This window comes from Streptomyces sp. NPDC053513 (assembly GCF_044544765.1).
GTDB classification, from domain to species: domain Bacteria; phylum Actinomycetota; class Actinomycetes; order Streptomycetales; family Streptomycetaceae; genus Streptomyces; species Streptomyces litmocidini.
The window spans coordinates 264,222-289,057 of sequence record NZ_JBITXP010000010.1 but is presented as its reverse complement, the minus strand read 5'-3'; the positions used below and the strand labels follow the sequence as shown (position 1 = coordinate 289,057).

The window sequence follows — 24,836 nt, the reverse complement described above, 5'->3', positions numbered from 1 at the left end:
GCCGCCAGCAGCAACTCAGCCGCGGGCGCGCTCTGGGACTGCGCGGCGAAATGCAGCGGCGTCATGCCTGCCTTGTCTGCCAGGTCCGGATCCGCCCCGCCCGCCAGCGCCTCCCGCAGGCCAGCAACGTCTCCCTGCACGGCGCAGTAATGCACCGCCGATCGACCCATCCAGTCCAGCCCCTGACCCACATCCACCATGGCGCCCATCCTCTCCGAGCTTGACGAAGGAGATAGGGGCCCCCCGAACGGCCGTCGTGCGGTGCTGCGACATCCGCACGGCGGCGTCTTCGAGTACGTCGGCCCGTGACCGTGTGATTCAGCCGTCGTCTTTTCCCGCGACGCGTCTGGGTTTGGTGGCCTGCTTGTGGCGGGCGGGTCGAGTGTAGGGCGCGCCGGTGGCGAGGACGCGTCCCACGTCGTAGTGGGTGGCGGGTTGCCGGTTCTTCGATCGGGGTGGTCGGCCGGGGCCGGGCCGGGTGGTTTTTGGTGCACCGGCTGGTGTGCCGGTCTTCGCGCGCAAGTTCCTGAACCTGCGCCGAACCCTGGCGGGGGTGAGCCTGTTCGGTTCCGCCAGTCGCTCCCACGGTCGGCTGAGATCCCGTGCGAGCGGACGGGCAAGGCGAAGCTGATCGTGTGCGGCCAGGACGAGCCAGGTCCACCGGTCGGCCGCTCCCGAGTCCCGGATCTTGGGCCGGGTCCAGCCCAGTGTCCGCTTCGGCAGGCGGAAGATGTGCTCGACGTCGAACCTGCGCAGGAACGCCTGCCAGCACCTGTCGACATCCTCGGGGCGGGCGTCGGTCCGCGACCACCAGAGCCAGACGGGCTTGTTCACCCCGCCGCTGGGCAGTTTCGCGACCGTCAACCGGATCATGGTGCCCTCGATGATCCGCAGCGGACCTTCGTGGTCGGTCCATGCCGCCCGACGAGTCAAGCGCGGGTGGAGCCGGTCCCACGCCTGCGCGTTCGCAATTCCATACCGGTCGGTGTTGGCCATGGTCACCGCGGCGACTTCGCCCCAGTTATCGGGCCGGCCGAAGACGAACTCACCCCCGTGCTTGGGCGGACGCCCGCCCTGCCGAATCGCGTCCAGCAGTGCGGTCCACGAGGTTCGGCCCGTCTTCAGTGCGGCGACAATCGAGTAGGGCCAGCCGGGCACCATCTGGTGCTTGCCTTCACCCCTGCCGAAGGTGTGACAGAAAGAGCGGTCCGAGCAAGTATCGGCGTCCGGCCGCAGCCATGGTGATACGTCCACGGCCAACACCAGACGGCCGTCTGCCGCCCGAGGCAACACGGGCCTCGCCGACCGTTCCAGCCGGCCCCGCACCGGACAGCTGCCGTCCTCGATGCACCTCGAATGTGGGGCGGCCCGAAGCCCTGGCAGATTTCCTCCACACCCACAACCACTACCGCTGCCATACCGCGCCCGACGGGCATCCACAGATCGTCATCCCCTACGGGAGGGGATCCGAGTCGACGGCCCAGCACGCCGAATCAGCGTCACCTACTCTGATCCACCCGCCGGGTTACGCGGAACGCACTTCTCGGCCGCACCTGAGAAGTCATCTCATTTGGTTGAATCGGCAGACTGTGGGCCCTTGCTGGGGATTAAAGCCCTCAAGGGCAAACGGGTGGCATCAGATCACTCTCGCTGACGGTGTACGTCAGCAGGGGATAGACGAAGTCCGTTTCGTTGTTCTCGCGGCGTCGCAGTCGGTAAAATTCCCGCTTCTGCTCCTCGTCGGCCGACGTGAGGACCACACCCTGTGGAAGGTACGTACGTCCATCACGAAACCGAACGAAAGTCTTTGACGTTCGAAACGTCACACCCAGCCATTGGGTGTCCGCCGGCCGGGCGGGCGCGGCCAAGACGATTTTATGCCTGAGGCGTCGATTCAGGTCGACGGAAAACGCGACGACACTGTTGTGGGCGAGGGGGATCTCGAACTTCTCGCCATCAGACCCCTTCGATTCGAAGACCAGCTTCCTCGGCGGGTTTGCGTCGGGGTGTTGGTAGCAGGAGAAGACGGCGATGAATGACTCGTCGGCCAGATCGAGAGCCTGGTCGGAATGGCTGCCCATGCTGGTGTAGGCGTTCGTGTAGGTCTCGATCAAAGCGTTGTTGAAACCGACCGAAATATCCGCACGCTCCTGGACCTGTCGCGCCAGTCGTTCATGCACCGCCTGGAAGCGCTGCGTCGGGCTGCTGTACCGAGTGGTGGTGCGTACGAGGGGGACACCACCCGTCTCGTCGATCCTGGTGAGCGCAGCGCCTCGCCGACCCTTTCCCACGTCTTCCAGACGAGTCGACGCGGACAGCTCCGCGAAGAGGTTCTCCTCGGTCGGCAAAACGTACGAGAGGATCCCGTCCGGGATCCTAGAGCCGAGGGGCAAGGTAATCTCCCGTGTTCATGCTGAAAGGAAATCTGTCGCCGTAGTCGATGAAGGAGGAGGACCGGTTCTCCTCTGCGTACAGCCTGCGCAGCTCGTCCATGCCGGCCGGCGTGGGAGGCTCCAGCTTCACCGAGGCTCCGGCGGCATCTCCAGCGGCATCTTCGGCGACTTTGAGGAAGGTGTGGCCGTTCTTGTGGACGGCTTCGGTGCTCGAACAGCGCACCACGTACCCCAGGCGCGTCGGGAGCGACTCTGCTCCCAGCGTCGAGGGCCGGACCTCATGCGTGTACAGACGGTTCGTGGACAGCGGCATGAAGAACACGGAGCCGGGGTGGAGAGTCAGGCTGAACTGAGCGGGGAGCGCGCTCCCGTCGCGTTCTTCGGCCGTGTCCTTGAGGCGGAAGTGGAGCTTGGTCAGACCGCTGACGCCCTTCACACCGTGGTCGAAGGCGTCTTCGGCCAGGGGCCGCAGTCCGTCGAGCCGGTCGTAGAAGGTGCAGAAGGCCATGATGCCGTTGACGGGCATGTCCTTGGTCTTGTCGGCGTGGGCCGAGATCTTGGCCTTCGACTGCTTGCGCTCGGCCGTGGCAAGGGTGTTGTGGTAGATCTGGGCGAGGACGTGATTCAGCGGCGCCTGGCCGCGGAAGACGGTGGCCGCCTCGCGGTTCAACTCCTCGACGATGTGCGTGTCGATCGGGCGGAAGTTCTCGGTCGGCCCCGAAAGGTTCGTGGAGCACCGGAGCAGGCGGAAATGCAGTTCGTCCCCGTCTCGCGTGACGGGTGTCAAATAGATTCCGCTGCGATGGGCCGTTCCGGGCTTGGTGGACTCCGTCAGGGACTGGAACGCGTGCTCCGCACGGATCCGCCCGAAGTGATCGGCGTCGGTTTCGAAAAATCGGCGGTAGTACACACCGACGCCGTGTACGCGGAGGGGAACCCGGCCGAGGTCGACGGGGGTCCAGGGTTCGTCGCCGTCCTCGCGGTAGCCGTGGGACAGCTCCCGTATGACGAACACCCGCGCAGCTGTACTCAGTTGGCGACTGCTGACCCTGGACATGTCGCCGCACAGGTAGACGGTCTTCCGCGCGAGGTCGGTCGAACCGGAAGCAAGGTCCTCCGGCGTGACGACGGTCCCGAAGAAGTCCCTGATCGATTCGTCGTCATGCAACAGTGAAGGCGCGACCAGAGTGTTGTTCGCATCGTCGATGCACGCCTCTGCCAGTTCCGTCGTACACATCGAACGGTACCCGCCTTCGCCGACCCTGAGGGCTTCCTCGAAATCGTGGACACGGCAACGGCCCGCACTCTTTCGTTCGCGTTGCGAGACGTGATCGAAAGGGGACGGACCGCTGAACCTTGATCCTCTCACGGTGGCTCGACAGCGGGCAACGGGTTTCGCTGTACGGTGCCGCGCCCGTTCACCTGCACGGCGAGCAGCACCGCCACTCCCCCTCCCCCTTACCGGTCCAGTGCGGCGAGCAACTGGCTCGCGCGCCCGTCCGCCGCGGCGAAGGCGAGGTGGTCGTGATAGTCGCGGGTCTCGACGATCAGGCCGTTCCTGACACGCAGCACTTGGATGTTGGCGGTGCGGAAGGTGCGGCCGGTAGCGGGATACAGGCCCTCGTAGTCGAACTCGGCGATCACCACCTCGGGGTCGCCCGTCTCGTGGACGCGGATGTTCTCGGCACGCAGGCGAATCGCGTCAGAGGCCCCCAGAGCCTCGAAGCGCTTGCGGAGCTCCGCCCGGCCGCGGAGGCGACGAGGGGGAACCGGCGAGAAGACGATCTCCACCTCGGCGTCCTCCGCGTAGAGCTCGGGGAGTTCGCTCCACTTGCCCGCCGAGATGAGGCCCGTCAACTTCCCGAAGATCTCGCGGGGCGTAGCTGGTGCGGACACGGCTGACCTCCATGATCCCGCCGCCTATAATCGGATAGGCGACTCCGGTTCTGACGATACGGATAGGCCACTCCGTTTGTCCAGGCATGGCGAGGCTCACGTGACGACAGAACAGACTCCCCCCGACACGGGCGCGAAGCCCCTTCGCGCCGACGCCCGGCGGAACCGCGCACGGCTGTTGGAGGTCGCCGAGGCGGTCTTCACCGAGCGGGGCACCGGCGCCTCCACGGAGGAGATCGCCCGGGAGGCGAAGGTCGGCATCGCCACCGTGTTCCGGCATTTCCCCACCAAGGAAGCCTTGTTGGAAGCGGTGCTCGTCCGGCGACTGCAACGGCTGGCCGAGGAGGGGCGCCGCCTGCTGACCGAACTCGGGCCGAAGCACGCCCTCTTCGCCTTCTTCGACCTCGTACTGGATCAGTCTCCCGTCAAGAACGCCTTCGCCGCGGCGCTCTCGGATGCGGGAGTCGACGTCCGGGCCGCCACCTCCGAGGCCGGGCGCGCCCTGCGCGAGGTGCTCGTCGCCCTCCTCGACGGAGCCCAGCAGGCCGGCGTGGTGCGACGGGACCTGGAGGTGCCGGAGCTGACGGCGATCCTGGTGGGCACCTGCCGCATGCTGGAGCACCTGGACGGCCACCCGGAGTCCGCGAAGCGCGCCCGAGCGGTCGTCCGTGACGGGCTGAGGGCGCACCCCGGGAGCCGGTGAGGACATCGTCCGCGACGCGGGCCACCGGTTCGACGAGACCGGTCTGACCTGCCTGGATCCTTGCCTCTGCCCGGATTCTTGCCCCCGGCTGGACCCTCGGCGGGGTGCTCGGCTCGGCATCCGGCGACGTGAGAAAGAACTGCCGGGCCGGCGTACTGAGCCGCGGGCAGCGGCCCGACCTTCCTGGGAGGTGTGGTTGATCACCTGGCGCCGGTGCCGCGTTCGACGGCGCCCGACTACCCGACGCGGGCCCCGCCTGGGAGCCTGGTCGGGTGACGGAGACCACCCCTTACGACGCCGACCGTGCCCGATTCACCCGCCAGGCGCTGGCACGCCTGGCCCTGTGCGATCACGCCGCGGCTGTCGCCGATGGCGCGGCGGGCCTGGTCGCCACCGGGAACGACCCCGACACCGGCCCCGGGGGCCGGGTCAGCCAGGCGTTCCAGCTCATCGAACTCGCGGAGCGCGCGTTGGTCTCGGCCGTGACCTACGAGCGGGAGCGGGGCAGTTCCTGGGCGGAGATCGGTCAGTACCTGGGCATCGGTCCGGCGGAAGCGGAGGCACGCTTCGCCGCGGACCTGGAGGGTTGGGCCACGGCCTTCGACGTGCCCTACCGGCTCGACGACACCGGCCGCAAGCGCGTGCCCCAGTTGCCCACCGCCGCCTACGACCCCGTTTCGGCGTGCGGTCGGCTCGACACCTGGGCCAGGAACCGGCTCGTGCTCGTCGACGACAAGCACCCGGTCAGTTCGGGCCTCGTCATGGCGACACCGGAGACGTAGCGCTCCCGGTCACGCCGAGGGCCGTGCTCCGGGGGACCGGCCTCCTCGGTAGCGTGATGGTCCACCGCATGGAGCGACCATGCGCCGGCTGGTCCGTACGAGGGCTTCCGGCGGAAAGTGAATGAGGCTGCTATGAGTGAACCGACGAAGCCCGAGGTCGACCTTCCGGAGGGTGACGCCCCCACCGAGCTGACCGTCCGCGACCTCGTCGTCGGGGACGGGCTCGAGGCGAAGCCGGGCAGGGTGGTCCGGGTTCACTACGTGGGGGTCACCTTCGAGTCCGGGAAGGAGTTCGACGCCTCCTGGGACCGGGACCAGCCGTTCAAGTTCGCCCTGGGCGGTGGCAGGGTCATCAAGGGCTGGGACCGCGGGATCAGAGGGATGAAGGTCGGCGGGCGGCGCGAGATCATCGTTCCCCCGCGCCTCGGTTACGGCGACCAGTCGCCCTCGCCGCTGATTCCGGCGGGCTCGACGCTCGTCTTCGTGGTGGATCTGCTCTCGGTCGCGGTCTGAGGCCCGCTACTGCCCGGCCCGCCGTGCGGGCGGCGGGGCCGGTCGTCCCGGCGCCGTACGAAGACCGCGTGGCAGTCGACGCGACGTACTCCACCACCAGTCGGCGCGATCCCGACGCTCCGGTACGTGACGCGGTCGGCCACCCGACCGTTCCGGGCACGGATCATCGGGTCCCGGGAGGGTGGTGATTCCTACGGTGAAGACATCAGAGGAAGGACACGCACCCTTGCTGGAGCAGCTCAACCAGGCGCTCGACCACATCGAACGCCGCCTCGAGACGGAGGCCGACCGGGAGGTCGACGTCGCCGAAGTCGCCCGGATCGCGATGACGTCGGAGTACCACTTCCGGCGCCTGTTCTCGGCGCTCGCCGGGATGCCGCTCTCCGTGTACGTGCGGCGCCGGCGCATGACGCTCGCCGGGGCCGAGGTGCTGGGCGGGGAGCGGACGCTGCTCGATGTGGCCGTGCGGTACGGGTACGGCTCGGGCGAGGCGTTCGCCCGGGCGTTCCGGTCGGTGCACGGCATCGGACCGGGCGAGGCCCGGCGTACGGGTGCGACGCTCACGGCACAGCCGCGCATGTCCTTCCGTGTCGTCGTCGAAGGGAGCACGACCATGCGGTATCGGATCGTCGAGAAGGAAGCGTTTCGGGTCGTCGGCAGGAAGGCGCGGGTCCCCCTCGTCCACGAGGGGGTCAACGCGGCGGCCGCGGCCCACGTGGAGAGCCTGGACGAGCAGGCGATCGTACGGATGAAGGAGCTGGCCGACGGGGAGCCGGAGGGGGTCCTGTCGGCGGTGGTGCACCTGACCGACAGCCGGGAGGAGGGCGCCGAGGTGGACTACTGGATCGGCGTGGCCACCGGCCCCGAGGCGGCCGCGGAGGAGCTCGACGCGCTCGACGTGCCGGCCGGGACCTGGGCCGTCTTCGACAACCACGGGCCGTATCCGAGCGCCCTCCAGGAGCTGTGGCGGGACGTGTTCACGCAGTGGTTCCCCTCGAACCCGTACGTGAGCCGTCCGGGCCCGGAGCTGCTGCGGACGCAGCCGGTGGAGATCGGCACGGAGACGGACTCCCAGCTGTGGGTCCCGGTCGAACGGGTCGGCAGGAGCGGCGGGGCGTGAAGGGCCGGGCCTGGGCGTCGCCTCCCTGGTGGGAGGCGACGCCCAGGCCCGTGCCGGCGTCCAGGTCCATGCCGACGCGCGGTGCGTGCTTCGGGAGGAGGATGCCGTGCTGGCGCCGCCCGCGTGGCCGCGGCGCCGGTTGATCGACGGGGTTCCGGGTCCGGACCGGTGTTCCCTGGCGGGGCGTGCCCGACGGGTACGGGCCGTGGGGTCAGGGCCTACGATCCGTTTCGCCGAGGGCAGCGGAACGGCATATGGCAGCGGCCCCTCACCCGGTTCCAGGCCTTGGCCGAGGCGATGGATGCGGTCACGCGGGACCTGAACGTCGTTCCGGAGCGAGTTCCACTCCTGTCTCACCGCTCGTTCGGGCGCTCTGTTCGAGCCGGCGGGCGCGGTTCTGTGCGGGGCCTCCAGCGGGGCCGGTCCGGCCTGACCTGACCGTCCTGGGAACGGCGGGTCCTCTGCCTTGCTGATCTTCCGCGTCACGGCGTCGTTCCGGCACGCGCCGCCCGGTCCGCCCAGGCCTTCCGGCAGGCGCCCTAGTTTCCCTCGGCTTCGCCCCTCCGTCCGAGCGGGCGGCGTTGTTCCTCGCGGCCCAGGCCCGGGGACTGGCGCTTGGCGCTCATGCCGCGTTCGTCGTCCGCGGCCTCGCCCCGGCGGCTCTGTTCCGCCTCCTCGGCCTCTCGGCGCGCCTCCGCGTCGCCGCTCTCGCCGACGGCTTCGGAGGGTGTGGTTCGCGGCGGCCTGTCCGCGGGCAGGGTGCGTCGGCGCTCGTGGTGGCCCATGGTCTCCTCCTGTCGCGTGCGGTGTCTCGTGCGGGCCGCCTCCTGCGGAGGGGCCGGCATGGGGAGCTGCTGCCCCTCGCTGTCAGGGTGAAACACCCCGTACGGGGGCCAGTACGAAGGTGTGCCCGGCGGGATCCATGTAGCGGCGCGCATCGGTGCGCCGGTCCGTCCGGGTGCCGTTCTGTTCGGCGGTCACCGGGCGGGCGCCCAGGGAGACCGCTTCGCGCTCGGCCTCGTCGAGCGCGTCGGGAGCGACGACGATCCACAGATGGGCCTGCTGGGAGTCGTCCGGCCTGGGCCAGCTCGGCGGCGCGTGGCCGGGGTCGCGGTGGATGCCCAGGACGATTCCGGTGGCGTCGGAGACCAGCAGGAGGTCGGGGTCTCCACCGCTCGGCTCGACGGTGGCGTCGAGCAGCTCGGCGTAGAAGCGGGCGAGGGGTTCGGGGTCGGTGCTGTCGAGGACGAGGACGGCGGTCTTGGAGACGGTCATAATCTGCGTCTGCCCGCTCACGCCCTTTGCAGACAAGGGGAGTTGTCGTTCTGCCGTCGTCCGGGCGTGGGCGATGCCCGTGACCCCCTCTGGTGAGGGGCGGCTCGACGCGGTGTCTGCGGGACCTGTGAGCATCCGAAGTCGTGCGTATGCGTCGGCGACCCCGGCTCCGGGACCTCTGCGGCTTGCGGTACGGCCGAAGCGTGGCGCGGTGCCGCGTGCACCAGGCTCCGCGTTCACCTCGGTCCGGTGCTCGCCTCCTCGATCTCGACCCGTCGCGCCCTGGCCCCGGCGCAGTCCGGGTCCATGCCGAGTGCCCGGTCCAGGTCCGCGAGCGCCGCGTCGCCGTCCTCCCCCGCCGCCGCGACGGTGCCCGCCCAGCGGCGGGACGCCTCGGGTCCCTCGTCGCAGGCGTCGATGCCGTCGCGCAGGACCGCGGGCAGCGCTTCGCGCGGGTTGGCGCACAGCAGGTGGTACGCCTCCTCCGGGCGCGCCGCCCGCCAGCCCTCCCCGGACCAGCGCAGGTGCCGGGTGAGGCCCCTGCTCCCGGCCTCGTCGGGCCGTGTGGCACCGCGCGAGCCCTTCGTGCGCGGCCCGCCGGCGGTCGGCGGACGTGGTCCGCTGCAGCATCGGAGCCCGTACGACCTCGTGGTACCGCGCCCGGCCGCCGAGGACGTCCACGAACGGCAGGGCCCTCAGCCAGCCGAAGAGGTCCGCGCCGGCCTCGTCGGCCACCGCCCGGAAGCCGTCCGCGTCCAGGTGGCGCGGCAGCGCCCCGGCGAGGGGCGTCGCCCGGCGCACCTGATCGCTCTCCCACTTCAGGAACCGCTCGACCGCCGTCGTGCCGGGTCGTCGACGGCGCCGGCCTGCGCGGCGCTCTCCGCCAGGGTGGAGACCAGGACGGGCAGGCCCCGGGAGAGCCGCAGCACGTCCCGCACCACGGGCTCGGCCACCACCCCCTCGACCGCTCAGGAAGCTGCGGGTCTCCGCCTCGGAGAACGGGGCCAGCGGCAGGTCGACGACGAGGTCGGCCCAGCCGGTCGGCGCCCTCCGCGATCCGGCCGGGATCGAGCGCGCCGGCGAACGGCCCGACGACCGGCAGCATGCCCGGGCCGGTGAGCGCCGCCTGAGCGGTGGCGCGGGCGGCCGGAGAGGGCGCGTCCTGTCCTGTCGGGTCGCCGCCGATGGTGGACTCGGCCCCGTGCCGGCGTTGCCGCGGACGTGGAAGAGGAAGCGGTACGCCGGGTCCTCGGTCCCCAGGGCGAAGTTCCGGCGTTACGTGCCGGGTTCGGCCCCGCGCCCCAGGAACTCGGCGCGCCTGCGTCGCTGGATCAGCTCGCGCATCGACGGTCTCGGGGCGTTCGGGGCAGTGGCCATGCGGCTCAGTCCGGCAGCGGCGACGGCGGTTCCGGCAGGGGACCGTCCGATGTGCGGGGCGGCCGTGCGGCTCCTGCGTGATCTTCCGGCGCGGCAATGGCGGGGGGCGGCGGACGTTGTCCGGCGTCCGGTCAGGCCCGGCAGCCGTACGCGGCGGCCACCTCCTCCAGTCCCTCCGCGCCGCCCTCCGCCCGGGCGAGGAAGAGCACCCGGGCCGGGAGGCCGGCCGCCGCGTACGCGGTGAGACGGTGATGGCCGTCCAGTACCGCGCCGACCAGCCACCGTTCCTCGTGCCGGGCCTCCACGTACCGGTCGTCGATCCAGCCGAGGACCACGGCGGCGGGCCGTTCTCCGGCCGCCAGTGCGGCCGCGTGCCGGGCGACGGTCGTGGGGTCGAGCGCCTCCGGCGGCTGCGAGGGCAGGACGGCGCCGTACGTGCGCGGCACCCGGCCGCCCGGTACGGGCGTGGTGAGTTGGAAGTGCGCGACGCCGGGCCAGTGGTCCTCGGGGCGGTCGTCGTACGCGGAGTCGTCGCCGTCCTCCTCCGCCCGGGTCGCGACACGGCGGTACCACCAGGACCGGGCCGGCTCCGTCACCCGCTCCAGCGGGAGGTCGAGCAGGAGGGCGTGGTAGTGACCGGTCTCCAACTCGCCGAGCACGGGGCTCCATTCGAGGAACAGCGCGGTGTCGAGCCGGTCCAGGGCGGCCAGCCGCCCGCGCATGCGGGCCGCGATCCGGGTCGCCTCCTCGTCCGGCCAGTCCAGCAGCGTCAAACCCAGCTCGCACGTGCCGCAGGACGAGCCGACCCGGTACAGCGGCTTCCGGTCGAACGTCAGCGACCGGTCCCAGCGCGGCCAGGAGGAGCCGGGCGACGGCGGGTCGAAGGCGACCCGGATCCGGCCCGCGCCTCCGTCGACGGAGAACCGGGCCCGCGTCCCGGACCCGACGACGAGGTTCCGCACCGCGACGGGCGCGCGTTCGGTGCGGCCGTCGGCCCAGACGGCGCGTACGGCCGCCGCGTGCTCCGTCCGGCTCGGCCGTTCCGGCAGGAGCGGGTCGCGGCCGGTGAGCCGTACGAGGGCGTGGTGGACGTCGTACACCCGCTCCTCGTCGCTCTCGGCGAGCCGTCGGAGCAGGTGCGGTACGGCGGCGGGGTCGCCCATCAGCTCCAGGGCGACGGTGAACGCCGTGTGGTCGAGGCCGGTCACCTCGGACAGCCGCCCGGCGATCGGTGCCGTCCACTCGCGCGCCCCGAGCCGGCCCAGCGCGAGCGCGGCGCGGCCGCGCGGGGCGGCGGGATCCGACAGCAGGGCGCCGAGGCGCGGCGCGAAGGACAGGTCGCCGGAGAGCCCCATGGCGTCCACGAGTCCGGGCGCGGGCGGGTGGCCGGTGCGAGCCTCTTTCCCGTCGGACGGCGGGGTGGGGTCCGCGTACGCGCGCAACAGTTCGGCCGGCAGCCGCAGCCCGCGTGCCACGGCGGTCCGCAGCAGGTCCCGACGGTCGTCGGCGGGGAACACGGGCTCGGCGAACAGGCGCAGGAGCACCGCGTCGCCGGGATCGCCGAGGGTCCCGAGGAACCGGGTGAGGTACCTGCCGAAGGCGGCCCTGTCCGTGTCCGATCGGTACAGCTCCTCGGCCGCCTCGGCGAGGCGGTCCGGCCGGTCGGTCTTCAGTGCGTGCGGCGCGGACCACGGGTCGTCGGCGCGCAGTGCGGCTCGGAGACGCGCCCGGGCCGTGTCGTGTTCCCCCATGCGGGCAGTATCGGCCACGACCGGGCGGCGCGGCGTCCGGGGTGTGGACGGCGCGTGTTCAGCGAGGCCTGCGCCCGATGGGGCCCGTCAGGTCTCGCACGGGCCGGGCGGGCAGACGGGCAGACGAGCAGACGAGCGTGGGCCGATGCGGCGGTCCCGGCCTGTCGTCGCCTCAGAGGAGGTCCCGGCGGTCGTCCTCGGTCACCGTCGGGGCGACCGGAGGGACGACCATCCGGCGGCGGCGCAGGATGCTCGTGTACACGGCCGTGCCGATGATGCCGACGGCCATGCAGATCAGCCCCACCAGGTCGAGGTTGACCCCGTCCATCTGCCAATCGGTCGCGAACGTGAGGATGGCTCCCACGCCTATCAGGATGATGCAGATTCCCAGACCCACGGTTCCTCCCTTGTCGGATCGAACGGGTTCCGGGTACCCCGCCCCGCCGATCTCATCCCCGGCCGACGGCGGTGGTCGCCGCCGGGTCCTCCGGTGCCACGACGACGGTGTGTGTTTGCCGGGCAGGCTGCCGGTGAGGCGAGAAGGGGTACCGGATTCCATTCACCGACTGGGGAGTCATGGAAAGCTTTGTTCGACTGGCCATCGTCCTCAGCGGCTCGACGCTGGCGGCCCTGACCGTCGGCCGGGCGGCGGACCTCCTCGCGCGGTACGCGGACGCGCGCCGGCCCGACACCCCGCTCTGGGGGTTGTTGAGGCGCTGCCGCACACCGCTGTACGTCGTCCTGTTGTGCGCCGTGTTCCGGTGGTCGTACCGGGCGACGGACTGGGCCCCTCTCCTGGCGCACGCCGAAGCGCTCGACCACCTCCTCCTGTTGTGCCTGATCGGAGGGGGCGCCTGGCTGACGGTCCGCTTCGTCTCGGCCGTCGTCGAGTCCTCGTACGCGCGCTATGCCGGACGCACGCGCAACGCGGCACGGCTGCGTCGCGTCCGTACCCAGGTCACGCTGCTCACGCGGGTGGTGTCGGTGGCCATAGGCGTGATCGCGGCCGCCTTCGCGCTCGTCACCTTCCCCTCCTTCCGGGGGCTCGGCACGTCGCTGCTCGCCTCGGCCGGGATCGTCGGCATCGTCGCGGGCGTCGCGGCGCAGTCGACCCTCGGGAACCTCTTCGCCGGTTTCCAGATCGCCTTCGGCGACATGGTCCGCATCGGCGACACCGTGGTCGTCGACGGGGAGTGGGGCACCGTGGAGGAGGTGACCCTCACCTTCCTCACCGTCCGGACCTGGGACGAGCGCCGGGTCACCCTGCCCGTCTCGTACTTCACCTCCCGCCCCTTCGAGAACTGGTCGCGCGGCGGCAACGAGCTGACGGGGACGGTGTTCGTCCACTGCGACCACTCCACGCCCGTCCCGCTGATGCGCGCCCACCTCCGGGAGTTCCTCGACCTCTGCCCCGGCTGGGACGGCCGGGCGTGGGACCTCGCCGTCACCGACACCTCCCCGACCGGCATCACCGTGCGCGCCCTGGTGACCGCCAAGGACGCGGACGACCTGTGGACGACCCGCTGCGCCGTCCGGGAGGAACTCGTCGCCTGGCTCACGCGGGAACACCCCGCCGCCCTCCCCCGCATCGTCACCGCCCCGGCGGTAGACGCGTCACGGTCCTGACGTGGGTACGCGGACGACGCCCGCCACCTGCTCGACGCGCTCACCGCGCCGTGCCCGGCCGGTGGACCTACGGTGGCGTCATGAGCGACCCGGAGAAGAACAAGGCCACGGCCAAGGCGTTCTACGACCTGATGTTCAACCAGTGCCGCCCCGCCGAAGCCGTCGACCGGTACGTGGGCGCCACGTACATCCAGCACAACCCGCACGTCGGCGACGGCAAGCAGGCCTTCGTCGACTACTTCGAGCGCATGGCCGCCGAGTACCCGGGCAAACACGTCGAGTACAAGCGCGCCTTCGCCGAGGGCGACCACGTCGTCCTGCACTGTCGCCAGATCTGGCCCGACGAGGAGTACGCCGGCATCGACATCTTCCGGTTCGACGCCGACGGCAGGATCGTCGAACACTGGGACGTCCTCCAGGTCGTCCCGTCCGCTTCCCAGAACGACAACACCATGTTCTAGGGGGGTGTCCTGCCGGGTGGTGAGGGCGTCGCGCGTCCGTGGCGAACGGCGGAGTCCCGTCAGGTACGGCGCGGCACTGGGCGGTGCCATCGCCCTGTGCCGCCCCTTCCCGGCTCCGGACGTCCACGCCCCATGAGCGGTGTGACGCCCGTCACGTCGCATGATGTCACGTCTCGGCGATGAGCGGTGTCCTGAGGGCATGACCTCACACAACACGTTCCACAAGGTCGTGGTCCTCGGCGGCGGTTACGCCGGAACGCTCGCGGCCAATCGCCTGCGGACGCGCGACGACGTCGCCGTCACCCTGGTCAATCCGCGCCCGGAGTTCGTCGAACGCATCCGGCTGCACCAGTTCGCGGCCCGTACCGGAGACGCCACGATCGACTACCGCACCCTGCTCGGCAAGGGCATCGAGCTGGTCGTCGACAGCGCCACGCGCATCGACGCCAACACCCGCACGGTACGGCTGGCCTCGGGACGCGCACTGGAGTACGACTACGTGATCTACGCGGTCGGCAGCACCGGGGAGCCCCCCGCGTCGGTGCCCGGCGCGGTCGAGCACGCGGTGTCAATCGCCGAGTTCGAGTCCGCGCGGCGGCTGCGCGCCAGGTTGGACGCGTTGCCCCTCGACGCGCCGGTCACCGTGGTCGGCGGCGGGCTGACCGGCATCGAGACGGCCGCCGAGCTGGTCGAGCGGGGGCGCGCGGTCACGCTGGTGTGCGGCCGTGCCCTGGCGCCGACGTTCAGCGCGTCCGGCCGCCGGTACATCGCCACATGGCTGTCCCGGCACGGTGTTTCCGTGCTCCGGCCCGCCGCGGTGAGCGAGGTGCGGCAGGACGCGGTCGTCCTCGCGGACGGCGGGGTGCGTCCGAGCGCGCTGACCGTCTGGACGGCGGGTTTCGGCGTGCCGGACCTGGCGGCGGCGAGCGGGCTGCGCACCGACGCGCTCGGCCGGCTGCTCACCGACGAGACGCTGACCAGTGTCGACGACGACCGCATCGTCGCGGCCGGCGACGCCGCCGCGCCGTCGGGGCAGCCGCTGCGGATGAGCGGTTACGCCGCCGGGCCGCTCGGGGCGCGGGCAGCCGACACCGTGGTGAGCCGTATCGCGGGCACCGAGCCGGCGGTGATCGACCTGGCCTTCACGGGGGCGTGCGTCAGCCTCGGCCGGCGCGCCGGCATCCGGCAGCTCGCGCGCAAGGACGACACCGCGGTGAATCTCTACATCGGCGGCCGCATGGGTGCGGCGATCAAGGAGGTGACCTGCAGGTTCGTGGTGGCGAAGCGGATCCGCCGCGAGGCGGACAAGCCGGGTTCCATGAGCTGGCCCAAGGGCGGCCCGCGCCCCGCGGGGACGGTCTCCCCCGCGGAAACGGCCTCCTCCGCGGGGGAGGTCGCCTCCCCGTGAGCACCGAGGAACACGCCGAGCGGTTCACCCTGTTGCGGCCGCTGCTGTTCACGATCGTCTACGAGATCCTCGGCTCGGCGACCGAATCCGACGACGTCCTGCAGAACAGCTACCTACGGTGGGCCGAAGTGGACCTCACGACGGTGCGGGACACCAAGTCGTATCTGGCACAGCTGGTGACCCGGCAGGCGCTCAACGCCCTGCGGACCGGCGCGCGGCGCCGCGAGGAGTACGTCGGCCCCTGGCTGCCCGAGCCGTTGCTGCTCGCCGAGGACGACGCCTCGGCCGACGTGCTGCTCGCCGAGTCGGTGTCGATGGCGATGCTCGTGGTGCTCGAAACGCTCTCCCCCGACGAGCGTGCGGTGTTCGTGCTGCGCGAGGTGTTCGGCTTCGAGTTCCGCGACATCGCCACGGCGGTGGGGAAGACCGTGCCGGCGGTACGTCAGGTGGCCCACCGTGCCCGCGAGCACGTCCGGGCGCGGCGCAGGCGCTTCGAACCCGTCGACGCCGCCACGACCGCGCGGATCACCGAGCAGTTCATGGCCGCGGCAGCCACCGGCGACCTGGACGGGCTGCTCTCGCTGCTCGCGCCGGACGTCACCTGGACCGCCGACAGCGGCGGCAAGGCCACCGCGGCGCGCCGTCCGGTGGTCGGCGCGGAGAAGGTGGCCGCGGTCCTCATGAGCCTGTTCCGCCGGGAGCGGCTGGTGGACCTGAGGGTCGAGAGGGTCAACTGCAACAACGCGCCCGCCCTCGTCCTCGGCGGGGAACGTCTGGAAGGCGTCTTCCTGCTCGAGATCGCCGACGGGCGGATCACTCACTTCTACGCCGTCCGCAACCCGGACAAGCTCCTGGCGGTGGCGGTCCCGCGTCGGATCAGCCGATACGCGACGAGCGAGGAGTCGACGTGACCGAGACGCAGGTGGTGGTCGCCGGCGCGGGGCCGACCGGGCTGATGCTCGCGGGCGAGCTCGGACTCGCGGGGGTCGACGTGCTCGTGGTCGAACGCCTCCCGGAGCCCCGCACGAGGGAGTCGCGGGCCGGGGGGCTGCACATCCGCACGCTGGAGGCGCTCGACCAGCGGGGCATCCTCGACCGTTTCCTCGAACGCGGCCGGCGGAGGCGGAACGTGCACTTCTCCGGACTGTGGCTCGACGTGTCCGACGTGCCGACCCGGCACCCGTACCTCCTCGTCATCCCGCAGAGCGAGGTGGAGCGGCTGCTGGCGGAGCGCGCGGCGGAGGTCGGGGTCCGGCTGCGACGCGGCGCCGAGGTGGCGGGGTTCACGCAGGACGGAGGGGGTGTCACGGTGGAGCTCGCCGACGGGTCGCGCGTCCGGGCCGACCACCTCGTCGGCTGCGACGGGGGCCGCAGCACCGTGCGCAGGCTCGCGGGCGTCGACTTCCCCGGCACCCCGGCCACCATGACCGCTCTGCTCGGTGACGTGGAGCTCGCCGAGCCACCCTCCGGCGACATCTTCCAGGAGCGGCGCGAGCACGGCACCTTCTCGGTGCTGTCGTTCGGCCAGGACTGGTTCCGGGTCCTGACCAACGAGTTCGACCATGTCGCCGACCGGGACGAACCGGTGACCCTGGAGGTTCTCCGCGACGCCCTGGTCAAGATCGCCGGCACGGATTACGGGATGCACTCGCCGCGCTGGATCTCCCGGTACGGCGACGCGGCGCGCCAGGCCGGCTCGTACCGCGAAGGGAGGGTCCTCCTCGCCGGCGATGCCGCGCACATCCACTTCCCGGCGGGGGGCCAGGGCCTGAACACGGGCGTGCAGGACGCGGTCAACCTCGGCTGGAAACTCGCCGCGGTCGTCCGCGGCCAGGCCCCGGACCGGTTGCTCGACACCTACCAGTCCGAACGCCACCCGGTGGCCGCCCGCGTCCTGCAGAACACCCGCGCCCAGACGGCACTGTGGCGGGTGGACGCTCACACCTCCGCCCTCCGTGAGGTGCTGGGCGACCTCGTCGGCATCGATCGGGTGCGGCTGCGCCTGGCCGGTATGACCACGGCGACCGACATCAGGTATCCGATGGAGGGGACGGGCGAACTCCTCGGCCGGCGCGTCCCGGACCTCGCCCTCGACCGCGGCCGGGTGTACGACCTGCTGCACTCCGCCCGCGCGGTGCTGCTGGACCTCGCCGGCCATCCGTCGCTCGACGCCGTCGCGGCCGGCTGGGCGGACCGCGTCGATCTCGTCCGCGCCCGTCCCGCCGAGGGCTCCGATCCCGGCGCGGACGCCGTCCTGATCCGTCCCGACGGATACGTCGCCTGGATCACGCGCACCGGCGGGCGGCCGGACCCGGACGCTCTGCGGACCGGTCTGACGAGGTGGTTCGGCCCGGCCGGTCCGCTCGTCGGCGGGTCCGGTCGGCCGCATCAGGCGGCGCCGGACCGGAATCGGTCGGCCAGCCAGCTGCGGTAGTCCGTGAGGGCGAGGTGCGTCCCGTCCGTCGCGGTGAGGGCGTTTCCGGATGCGGCGGCGAAGGGTCCCGCGGTGTCGTCGGTGACCACGGGGCGGCCGTCGCCACGGGCGGCGAGGGTGACCCTGCCGAGTTCGTCCAGGGGGAGGACGTCGGGGCCGGCGACGTCGCGGATGCCGTGGAGGGGGGTGCCGGCGGCGACGTCGGCGACGGCCCGGGCGGCATCGGCGGCGGCCATCGGCTGCAGCGGGGTGGCGGGCAGCCGGACGGTGGTGCCCTCCGTCGTCCAGGACATGATCTCTTCGAGGTATTCGAAGAACTGGGTGGCGCGGACGATGGAGTACGGGACCGGGCCGGTCGCGAACAGTTCCTCCTGGAAGACCTTGGCCCGGTAGTAGCCGAGGTCGGGCACCCGGTCCACGCCGACGACGGACAGCAGGACGGCATGGCGGACGGCGGCCTTCCCGGCGGCGGCGAGGAGGTTGCCCGTCGCGGCCCGGAAGAAGTCGGCGGAGGCGTCGTCGGCCGTGGGCGACTGCGTCGCGTCGATGACGGTGTCGACGCCCTCCAGGGCGGCGGCGAGGCCCTCGCCGGTCAGGAGGTCCACTCCGGTGGAACGGGCGTGGGGGGCCGCTTCGTGCCCGGCCGCCGTGAGGGCTTCCACGATCTTGGAGCCGATCCGTCCGGTTCCGCCGATCACTGCGAACTTCATGTCGCGCCTTCCTGGGGGGGAGTTCGAGGGGTGGTCGTGCAGGGTTTCGGTGCCATGGAGTGCCGTGGGGTGGGGACCGGGACGGTCCTGAGGGATCAGCCGAAGATCGCGGTGGGGTCGCCGGTGTACCAGGTGTTGTCGATGCGGAGCCGGCGGATGACCCAGCGGTCTCCGTCGCGGGCCAGGTCCACGGCGTAGGGGTTCTTCAGCAGCGCGTGGACGGCCGGGTCGGCGACGAGCAGGTGCTGGGCTTCCACCAGGGCGGTCAGCCGGGCGGTGTCGCCGTCGACGGCGATCCGCGCGTTGGTGACCTGGTGGGTGGTGTCCACGCGGCCGGTGAACATGGCCAGGACGGTGGTGACGATGGTGTCGCGTCCGGACATCAGCGGCGGTTCGGCTCCCCACTTGGCGGCGGCCGGGCGGAAGTCCAGCTCGGCGTCGGCGGCGAAGGCCGAGGCGAACAGCTCCTTGTCCTTGAGGTCCTGGCCCAGGGCGAAACGGTGAAGGGCGTCGATGATCTCCGTACGGTCCCGGAGTTCCGCGACGACCGCGGCGGTGTCGTGCGAGGGGGCGGTCAGGGCGCGTTCGTGGGTGACGTACATGATGTTCTCCTGTGCGGGTCAGGGGTCCTTCCGACACCTCTGATCCTGCTGTGGTCCGGACGGGGCATCAATGCGCGCCTACGCAAAGGTCGTTAAGCCCCGGTTGACGATGAAAGGGGTCGGGGATGCTGGAGCGACACGAGCTGGAGGCGTTCCTGACGCTCGCCGAGGAGCTGCACTTCGGCCGCACCGCCGAGCGGCTGCACGTCTCCACGGCCCGGATCAGCCAGACCATCGCCAGGCTGGAGCGCCGGACGGGCGTCCCGCTGTTCCACCGCACCAGCCGCCGGGTGGAACTGTCCTTGGTGGGGCGGCAGATGTACGAGGAGATGCGGCCCGCCTGGTCCCGGATCACCGACGCCTTCGAGCGGGCCGTCGACGCCGGGCGCGGCCTGAGCGGGCTGCTGCGGGTCGCCTTCAACGGACCGGCGGCGGGCCAGCTGCTGGTCGGGGCCACACAGGCGTTCCGTGCCCGGCATCCCGACTGCGAGGTCCAGATCAGGGAAGCGCGCCTGCCGGAGGTCCTGCCGTGGCTGCGCGACGGCGAGGTGGACCTCGCGCTGACCTGCTTTCCGATGGACGGGGAGGGCGTCGTCATGGGGCCGGTCCTGGTGCGGGAGGCACGGATGCTCGCCGTCCCGGCGGGGCATCCGTTCGCCCGCCGCGCGACCGTCTCCGTCGAAGACCTGGCGCGCGTGACCGTGCTGCGGATCCCCGAGGCGCTGCCGGAGCCCCCGCGCCGGGACCGGACGCCGGACCGGGCACCTGACCGGACGCCGGCGGGGAGGCCGATCGCGGGAAGGCCGGTCGTCCCCGGCCCGTCGGCCCGGACGTTCAACGAGGTGCTGACCCTCGTCGGTGCCGGGGAGGGCGTCTTCACCGTCGGCGCCCACGCGAGGCGCTACTTCGCCCGCCCCGACGTCGTCTACGTCCCCTTCGAGGATGCCGAGCCGGTGGAGTGGGGCCTGGTGTGGCTCGCCGACGGCGCGACCGCCCGCGTCCGCGCCTTCGGCGAGGCGGCTCTCGACCTGGTGCAGGCGCCCGCTGCGCCGGTTCCCTGACGGCCCCGAGACCGGCCATCGCTGGAGATTCCGCGGCACCTTCCCTCTTGTGCCTTCGATCCCAAGACGTGGAGGCGCACAGGTGCCTTCGATCGGAACGCTGCCCCGTCACCCGCCGACCGAGACCGATGAGGCCGTCGGTGGGAGCGGCGGCGGCGAGGCGGCCGGGTGAGCGCCGCGCGGTGGACGCACGGCGAGCATCGCGCACAGGGCCGCGAGGGGGATTTCCGCGACCACGGCCATGACGACGGCGGTGGCGAGTTCCGCGCCGGGGGCCGCGGTGGCGAGGTCGACGCAGGCGTCGGCGACGAGCAGCAGCGCCGCGGCGGCCGCGGGCACGCGGTGGCGGTGGTCTCCGTGCAGCAGACGACTGCCGGCGGTGATCAGTGCGGCGGCCTCGAGAGCGTCGAGCGTGACCCAGGCGGCGGCCTCGGCGGGCGGCAGGGTGGCGGCGAGGTAGCCGAGCCAGGGCAGCAGAACGAGGCCCGCGCCCATGAGCACGCGTCCCTGCCGACGGGCGGCGCGGGTCGGGCGGGAGGAGCCGCGGGGCGCGGAGCCGGCCGTGGGGCGGCTGCGGGTGGGGGCGCCGAGGGCGACGTGGGTCATGGCGGAGGTCTCTTCCGGTGTCATGAACCCGGCCGTCGGGCTCGTGATCCACCCTGCGTTTTCCGTCGGCGGAAGTCGGTAACACCACTGTCCGTCCTGGGGTGGTGCTGGTTGCACCCCCTTTCCGGGCAGCGGTTTCATGGCAGGCGGCAGTGGCTGGCGCCTAGTGTTGGATCATGAAGCTCCCGCCCGCGACCCGACGCGCGCTCGGTCGCCTGACCCGCGACACGTCGTTCCTCGCCCTGGGGGTGCCGCTGCATCTCCTCACGGGTTTCCTGCTGTTCATGGTCTACGGCCTCGTCTGGGAGGTCGTCGAGGGGCAGGACGACAGCGCGCCGGTGCTCCTGGGGGTGGCCCTGGTCCTGGTGGTGCCGACCGGGCCCGCGCTGACCGCGGCCCAGCGCCGGCGGTTCCGGCGGCTGCTCGGCATCGAGATCGCCCGTCCGGGATGGCGGCGGCCCTGGCGGCAGTTCGCCTATCACTGCCCGGCGGGGTTGCTGCTCGGCGGGCTCGAAACGCTTCTGCTCGCGGCGCTGTCGACGGGCCTGGCCGCCGCCACGGTGTACGGGTGGGTCTGGGCGGTCCCCCGGCAGTGGCGGATCGACCATCCCGGCTACACCACCCAGGCGTTCTACGTCACCGTGGCCGGTCTCGCCGTGCTCGCCGCCGTCCCCGCCCTCGCCGCTGCCCTGGTCCGCTTCGAGGCGCACCTGGCCCCCGGTCTGCTGGGACCCGACCCGAACGAGGACCTGGCGCGGCGGGTGGCCGATCTCACCGAGAGCCGGGCCGGTGCGGTGGACGCCGCGCATGCCGAACGGCGGCGCATCGAGCGGGATCTGCACGACGGCGCCCAGCAGCGTCTGGTGTCGCTGGCGCTGAATCTGGGCCTGGCCAGGGCGACGCTGAAGGATCTGCCGCCGGAGGCGCTGGAGGTGATCGACGCGGCACACCGGGAGGCGAAGGAGGCGATCGAGGAACTCGACCAGCTCGTCCGCGGGCTGCATCCCGCCGTACTGGACGAGCTGGGGCTGGACGCGGCGCTGTCCGGGCTCGCGGCCCGGGCTCCCCTGCCCGTACGGCTGCGGGTGGATCTGCCGCGGCGGGCGGCCCCCGCCGTCGAGGCGGTCGCGTACTTCGTGGTCTCCGAGGCGCTGACGAACGTGGCCAAGCACGCGCGGGAGGCGACCCGGGCGGAGGTGACGGTCACCCGGCTGGGCGGGATACTGCGCGTGGTGATCGCCGACGACGGTACGGGCGGCGCCGATTCGTCCAAGGGCAGCGGACTCAGGGGGCTCGCCCAGCGCGTGCGGTCCGTGGACGGAACCTTCAGGATGACCAGCCCCGTGGGGGGCCCGACCATGATGAGCGTGGAGCTGCCGTGCCCGACTTGAGCCGTATCGCGTCCGACCCGAACCGTGCGGAGCCGGACGGGAGACGCGTCGTGATCGCCGAGGACTCCGTGCTGCTGCGGACCGGGCTGGTCAAGCTGGTGGAGATGGCGGGATTCGAGGTGGCGGCCGAGACCGGGGACGCGCCGGGGCTGCTGGCCGCGGTCGAGGAACACCGGCCCGACCTCGTGGTGGTGGACGTCCGCATGCCGCCCGGTTTCACGGACGAAGGGGTGCGCGCCGCGCTGTCGATCCGCCGCGACCGGCCGTCGACCGCCGTGCTGTTGCTCTCCCAGTACGTGGAAGAACGCTACGCGGCCGAGCTGCTCGCCGCCCACACCAGCGGGGTCGGCTATCTGCTCAAGCAACGGGTCGTGGACGTGGAGGAGTTCGTCGAGGCCCTGCGGCGCGTGGCGGGCGGGGGCACCGCACTCGATCCGCAGGTCGTCGCCCAGCTGCTGGTGCGGCGGCCGAGCGATCCGCTGGAGCGGCTGACGGCCCGGGAGCGGGAGGTGCTGGCCCTGATGGCCGAGGGGCGTTCCAACGCGGGCATCGCCGACCGGCTCGTGGTCAGCGAGAGCGCGGTCGCCAAGCACATCAACAGCATCCTCGCCAAACTCGACCTCCCCAGGGCGGACGCCGACCACCGCCGCGTACTGGCGGTACTGCGCTTCCTGGGCGTGGCGGACCGCTGATCCCTCCGCTCGTCGGCCCGCAGGGCTCCGGCGTCCCGGCCGTCCCCGTGCGCCGGGTGGCCCCGTGCGTCAGGTGGCCGTGGGCCAGGTGCGCAGCAGGGCGGCGATCCTCCCGGCGGTGCAGGTGGGGTCGAGGAGCAGGTCCTTCAGCGCGAGGGCGTCCTGGCGGGCCGGCTTGACGGGGACGCCGGCCGCTGTGAGGTACATGACGCCGGTCGCGGCGGCGACGGCCAGGTTGGAGCGTTCCAGCCAGCGGCACCGGCCCAGGGTGTGGATCAGGGCGGCGGCCTTGGCGTAGGGGCCGTCGTACACCGGCTGTTCGAGCACCTCGGCCCGGTGGCGGGCGACGGCCGACACCGGGACGCCGTAGTCGTCGGGGGACGGGTCGTCCGCTCCGGCGGCCTCGGCGACCTGCAGGATCCAGGGAACGTCGATGTGCAGTTCCATCAGGCCGCGCGCGTTTCCCGGGACGCCTGCTGGGCCTGCTCGGCCTCGTCGAAGAGCGCCTGGTGTTCGGCCAGGAAGCGGGCGGCCGCGTCCACCGCCCGGGCGCGCAGGCCGCTGGCGTCGTCCTGCACGAGCCGGGCGAGGTAGTCCCCCACGCTCAGCCCCAGGTCGGCGGCGCGCTTCTTCGCGAGTTCCGCCACGTCCTCGTCCACGCGTGCGCCCAACTGTGTCTTCGCCATACCCGCATGGTAACAGCCGTTACCACGCGGGCCAAGGGCCCGGGCCCCCGGCGCGGCCGTCAGGCGTCCGGCGGGTCCGGCTGGTGCTCGTGGACGATCTGCTGGGGGCGGAAGCCCAGGCGGCGGTTGACGGCGAGCATGCGGGTGTTGTCGTCGGCGTCGTCGATCAACCTGTCCATGACCGATCGCTCGGCATCCCTCCCGTAAAGACGCGGGTCAGGTCACCCGCCAGTTGATCACCCGTCGCCGTGTCCGTCCCTCCGGCGCCGCGGGCGTGACCCCGACCGGATCCGTCCCGGGGATCTCCTACGCTGTGAGTGATCGACGGCCTCCGTGCCCGGCCGAGCTGCCTCGTCACCGCCGCACGGAAGGTCCGACCGAACACTCAGGGGGCGGCAGGGGGCATGGACTCCTCCTTCGTCGCGGTGCGAAAGGAATCTCCATGAATCTGCCTGCAACAGGCAGGCGCGTCCTCGTCAGTGGCGCGTCGCGTGGCCTCGGGCGCGCGGTGGCCCAGGCGTTCGCGGCCAACGGCGACCGGGTCGCCGTCCACTTCGGTTCGCGCGCCGAGGACGCGCGCGTGAGCCTGGAGTCCCTCACCGGGACGGGGCACGCGCTGGTCGGCGGCGACCTCGCGAACCCGGCGCAGGCGGCTGCCGTGATGGACATGGCGGCGGAGGGGCTCGGCGGGATCGACGTGTTGGTGAACAACGCGGCGGTGAACTCCCGTCACCCCCTGCCGGAGACCTCGTACGAGGAGTGGGTGGCGGTGTGGCGGCAGCACGTGGAGGTCAACCTGCTCGCCACCGCGAACCTGAGTCATCTCGCCGCCCGGCTCATGATCGAGCAGGGCACGGGAGGCCGGATCGTGAACATCGGTTCCCGTGGCGCCTTCCGGGGCGAGCCCGACCATCCGGCGTACGGGGCGACGAAGGCCGCCGTGCACGCGCTGGGCCAGTCGCTCGCCGTCTCGCTCGCCCCTCACGGCATCGCCGTCGCCTCGGTCGCCCCCGGCTTCTTCGCGACCGAACGCGTCGCTCCGCGCCTGGAGGGACCCGAGGGTGAGGCGATCCGGGGGCAGAGCCCGTTCGGCCGGGTGGGGTCGGCCGAGGAGATCGCGGCGGCGGTGCTCTGGCTCGCCTCCCCCGCCGCCGAATGGTCCTCCGGCACGATCCTCGACCTCAACGGCGCCTCCTACCTGCGCAGTTGACGGTCGCGTACGAGAGCGATCCCGCCTCCCCGACCCGTCCCGTCAGCCCGTCCCGTCAGCCCGCACCGTCGGCCCGCACCGCCTCCCGTCCCGTCGGCCCGCCCGTCGCTGTTCCGGAGCGGCGGGTCGGCGAGGCGGG

At 72.0% G+C, this 24,836-nt stretch carries 27 protein-coding genes and 1 pseudogene; 13 read left to right on the top strand and 15 right to left on the bottom strand.

What is annotated here, in order from left to right; translation table 11 throughout:
• The 5 genes and pseudogenes from ACIGW4_RS20360 to ACIGW4_RS20340 all read right to left on the bottom strand — a co-directional run.
• On the bottom strand, window positions 1-200 hold a 200-nt coding region (locus tag ACIGW4_RS20360), incomplete at its 3' end, for an ankyrin repeat domain-containing protein (RefSeq protein WP_399582094.1).
• Between the two features lie 118 nt (window positions 201-318).
• Window positions 319-1,317, bottom strand: a pseudogene (locus ACIGW4_RS20355) (transposase); the annotation flags it as partial.
• Window positions 1,318-1,616: 299 nt separating this feature from the next.
• Window positions 1,617-2,393: a hypothetical protein gene (locus ACIGW4_RS20350; RefSeq protein WP_399582091.1), complete on the bottom strand. Its 777-nt coding sequence runs from the start codon at window positions 2,391-2,393 to the stop codon at window positions 1,617-1,619.
• Window positions 2,377-3,630 carry a hypothetical protein gene (locus ACIGW4_RS20345; protein WP_399582089.1) on the bottom strand — a complete coding sequence of 418 codons (1,254 nt, stop codon included), beginning with the start codon at window positions 3,628-3,630 and terminating at the stop codon, window positions 2,377-2,379. The genes ACIGW4_RS20350 and ACIGW4_RS20345 overlap by 17 nt, the downstream gene beginning before the upstream one ends.
• 221 nt (window positions 3,631-3,851) lie before the next feature.
• A complete protein-coding gene (locus ACIGW4_RS20340; RefSeq protein ID WP_398712066.1) occupies window positions 3,852-4,289 on the bottom strand; it encodes a nuclear transport factor 2 family protein in 438 nt (145 codons plus the stop codon).
• Between the two features lie 100 nt (window positions 4,290-4,389).
• Between ACIGW4_RS20340 and ACIGW4_RS20335 the strand changes: the two genes are divergently transcribed.
• The 4 genes from ACIGW4_RS20335 (at window position 4,390) to ACIGW4_RS20320 (ending at window position 7,407) form a co-directional block, all read left to right on the top strand.
• The gene (locus ACIGW4_RS20335; RefSeq protein WP_399582086.1) at window positions 4,390-4,992 is read left to right on the top strand and encodes a TetR/AcrR family transcriptional regulator; all 603 of its coding nucleotides are present in this window, start codon (window positions 4,390-4,392) and stop codon (window positions 4,990-4,992) included.
• Between the two features lie 272 nt (window positions 4,993-5,264).
• On the top strand, window positions 5,265-5,774 hold the full coding sequence (locus ACIGW4_RS20330) for a hypothetical protein (protein WP_123457885.1): 510 nt from the start codon (window positions 5,265-5,267) through the stop codon (window positions 5,772-5,774).
• A gap of 132 nt (window positions 5,775-5,906) precedes the next feature.
• A complete protein-coding gene (locus ACIGW4_RS20325; RefSeq protein WP_123457886.1) occupies window positions 5,907-6,287 on the top strand; it encodes an FKBP-type peptidyl-prolyl cis-trans isomerase in 381 nt (126 codons plus the stop codon).
• 226 nt (window positions 6,288-6,513) lie between these two features.
• Window positions 6,514-7,407, top strand: a complete 894-nt coding sequence (locus tag ACIGW4_RS20320) for a GyrI-like domain-containing protein (RefSeq protein ID WP_399582082.1) — start codon at window positions 6,514-6,516, stop codon at window positions 7,405-7,407.
• A 539-nt stretch (window positions 7,408-7,946) separates the two neighbouring features.
• On the opposite strand, the gene ACIGW4_RS20315 is transcribed toward ACIGW4_RS20320, so the two are convergent.
• The 5 genes from ACIGW4_RS20315 to ACIGW4_RS20295 form a co-directional block, all read right to left on the bottom strand.
• A complete protein-coding gene (locus tag ACIGW4_RS20315; RefSeq protein ID WP_123457888.1) occupies window positions 7,947-8,192 on the bottom strand; it encodes a hypothetical protein in 246 nt (81 codons plus the stop codon).
• An 82-nt stretch (window positions 8,193-8,274) separates the two neighbouring features.
• Window positions 8,275-8,682, bottom strand: a complete 408-nt coding sequence (locus ACIGW4_RS20310) for a VOC family protein (RefSeq protein WP_123457889.1) — start codon at window positions 8,680-8,682, stop codon at window positions 8,275-8,277.
• Window positions 8,683-9,500: 818 nt separating this feature from the next.
• Window positions 9,501-9,635 (bottom strand): hypothetical protein, encoded by a 135-nt coding sequence (locus ACIGW4_RS20305; RefSeq protein ID WP_399582078.1) that lies wholly within the window; start codon window positions 9,633-9,635, stop codon window positions 9,501-9,503.
• Between the two features lie 555 nt (window positions 9,636-10,190).
• On the bottom strand, window positions 10,191-11,810 hold the full coding sequence (locus ACIGW4_RS20300; protein WP_399582075.1) for a hypothetical protein: 1,620 nt from the start codon (window positions 11,808-11,810) through the stop codon (window positions 10,191-10,193).
• 172 nt (window positions 11,811-11,982) lie between these two features.
• Window positions 11,983-12,207, bottom strand: a complete 225-nt coding sequence (locus ACIGW4_RS20295; RefSeq protein ID WP_123457893.1) for a DUF6458 family protein — start codon at window positions 12,205-12,207, stop codon at window positions 11,983-11,985.
• Window positions 12,208-12,386: 179 nt separating this feature from the next.
• Between ACIGW4_RS20295 and ACIGW4_RS20290 the strand changes: the two genes are divergently transcribed.
• The 5 genes from ACIGW4_RS20290 (at window position 12,387) to ACIGW4_RS20270 (ending at window position 17,739) form a co-directional block, all read left to right on the top strand.
• Entirely contained in the window at window positions 12,387-13,436 is a 1,050-nt protein-coding gene (locus tag ACIGW4_RS20290; RefSeq protein ID WP_398712077.1) for a mechanosensitive ion channel family protein, read from the top strand.
• Between the two features lie 80 nt (window positions 13,437-13,516).
• Window positions 13,517-13,897, top strand: coding sequence for a nuclear transport factor 2 family protein (locus ACIGW4_RS20285; protein ID WP_359587263.1), 381 nt, complete (start codon window positions 13,517-13,519; stop codon window positions 13,895-13,897).
• Window positions 13,898-14,096: 199 nt separating this feature from the next.
• On the top strand, window positions 14,097-15,305 hold the full coding sequence (locus ACIGW4_RS20280) for an NAD(P)/FAD-dependent oxidoreductase (RefSeq protein WP_399582071.1): 1,209 nt from the start codon (window positions 14,097-14,099) through the stop codon (window positions 15,303-15,305).
• A complete protein-coding gene (gene sigJ / locus ACIGW4_RS20275) occupies window positions 15,302-16,216 on the top strand; it encodes an RNA polymerase sigma factor SigJ (RefSeq protein ID WP_123457896.1) in 915 nt (304 codons plus the stop codon). The genes ACIGW4_RS20280 and sigJ overlap by 4 nt, the downstream gene beginning before the upstream one ends.
• A complete protein-coding gene (locus ACIGW4_RS20270; RefSeq protein WP_399582068.1) occupies window positions 16,213-17,739 on the top strand; it encodes an FAD-dependent monooxygenase in 1,527 nt (508 codons plus the stop codon). The genes sigJ and ACIGW4_RS20270 overlap by 4 nt, the downstream gene beginning before the upstream one ends.
• Here ACIGW4_RS20270 and ACIGW4_RS20265 read toward each other — a convergent pair.
• Complete coding sequence (locus ACIGW4_RS20265) at window positions 17,694-18,449, bottom strand: SDR family oxidoreductase (protein ID WP_399582065.1); 756 nt, start codon at window positions 18,447-18,449, stop codon at window positions 17,694-17,696. The two genes, ACIGW4_RS20270 and ACIGW4_RS20265, sit on opposite strands and share 46 nt — an antisense overlap.
• A 95-nt stretch (window positions 18,450-18,544) precedes the next feature.
• Window positions 18,545-19,051 (bottom strand): nuclear transport factor 2 family protein, encoded by a 507-nt coding sequence (locus ACIGW4_RS20260; protein WP_399582063.1) that lies wholly within the window; start codon window positions 19,049-19,051, stop codon window positions 18,545-18,547.
• Window positions 19,052-19,176: 125 nt separating this feature from the next.
• On the opposite strand from ACIGW4_RS20260, the gene ACIGW4_RS20255 reads away from it, so the two are divergent.
• The gene (locus ACIGW4_RS20255; RefSeq protein WP_399582061.1) at window positions 19,177-20,112 is read left to right on the top strand and encodes a LysR family transcriptional regulator; all 936 of its coding nucleotides are present in this window, start codon (window positions 19,177-19,179) and stop codon (window positions 20,110-20,112) included.
• A 108-nt stretch (window positions 20,113-20,220) separates the two neighbouring features.
• On the opposite strand, the gene ACIGW4_RS20250 is transcribed toward ACIGW4_RS20255, so the two are convergent.
• Window positions 20,221-20,718, bottom strand: a complete 498-nt coding sequence (locus ACIGW4_RS20250) for a hypothetical protein (protein ID WP_399582060.1) — start codon at window positions 20,716-20,718, stop codon at window positions 20,221-20,223.
• Window positions 20,719-20,894: 176 nt separating this feature from the next.
• Between ACIGW4_RS20250 and ACIGW4_RS20245 the strand changes: the two genes are divergently transcribed.
• Together ACIGW4_RS20245 and ACIGW4_RS20240 are read left to right on the top strand one after the other, a co-directional pair.
• Window positions 20,895-22,109 (top strand): sensor histidine kinase, encoded by a 1,215-nt coding sequence (locus ACIGW4_RS20245; protein ID WP_399582058.1) that lies wholly within the window; start codon window positions 20,895-20,897, stop codon window positions 22,107-22,109.
• A 50-nt stretch (window positions 22,110-22,159) separates the two neighbouring features.
• Window positions 22,160-22,801, top strand: coding sequence for a response regulator transcription factor (locus ACIGW4_RS20240; RefSeq protein WP_359587357.1), 642 nt, complete (start codon window positions 22,160-22,162; stop codon window positions 22,799-22,801).
• A gap of 69 nt (window positions 22,802-22,870) precedes the next feature.
• Here the strand turns inward: ACIGW4_RS20240 and ACIGW4_RS20235 are convergent, their stop codons facing one another.
• Window positions 22,871-23,248, bottom strand: coding sequence for a fic family toxin-antitoxin system, toxin component (locus ACIGW4_RS20235; protein ID WP_359587252.1), 378 nt, complete (start codon window positions 23,246-23,248; stop codon window positions 22,871-22,873).
• A complete protein-coding gene (locus tag ACIGW4_RS20230; RefSeq protein ID WP_123457904.1) occupies window positions 23,248-23,487 on the bottom strand; it encodes a hypothetical protein in 240 nt (79 codons plus the stop codon). The genes ACIGW4_RS20235 and ACIGW4_RS20230 overlap by 1 nt, the downstream gene beginning before the upstream one ends.
• A gap of 442 nt (window positions 23,488-23,929) precedes the next feature.
• Between ACIGW4_RS20230 and ACIGW4_RS20225 the strand changes: the two genes are divergently transcribed.
• Window positions 23,930-24,697, top strand: coding sequence for an SDR family NAD(P)-dependent oxidoreductase (locus tag ACIGW4_RS20225; RefSeq protein WP_399582055.1), 768 nt, complete (start codon window positions 23,930-23,932; stop codon window positions 24,695-24,697).
• Window positions 24,698-24,836: the final 139 nt, after the last annotated feature.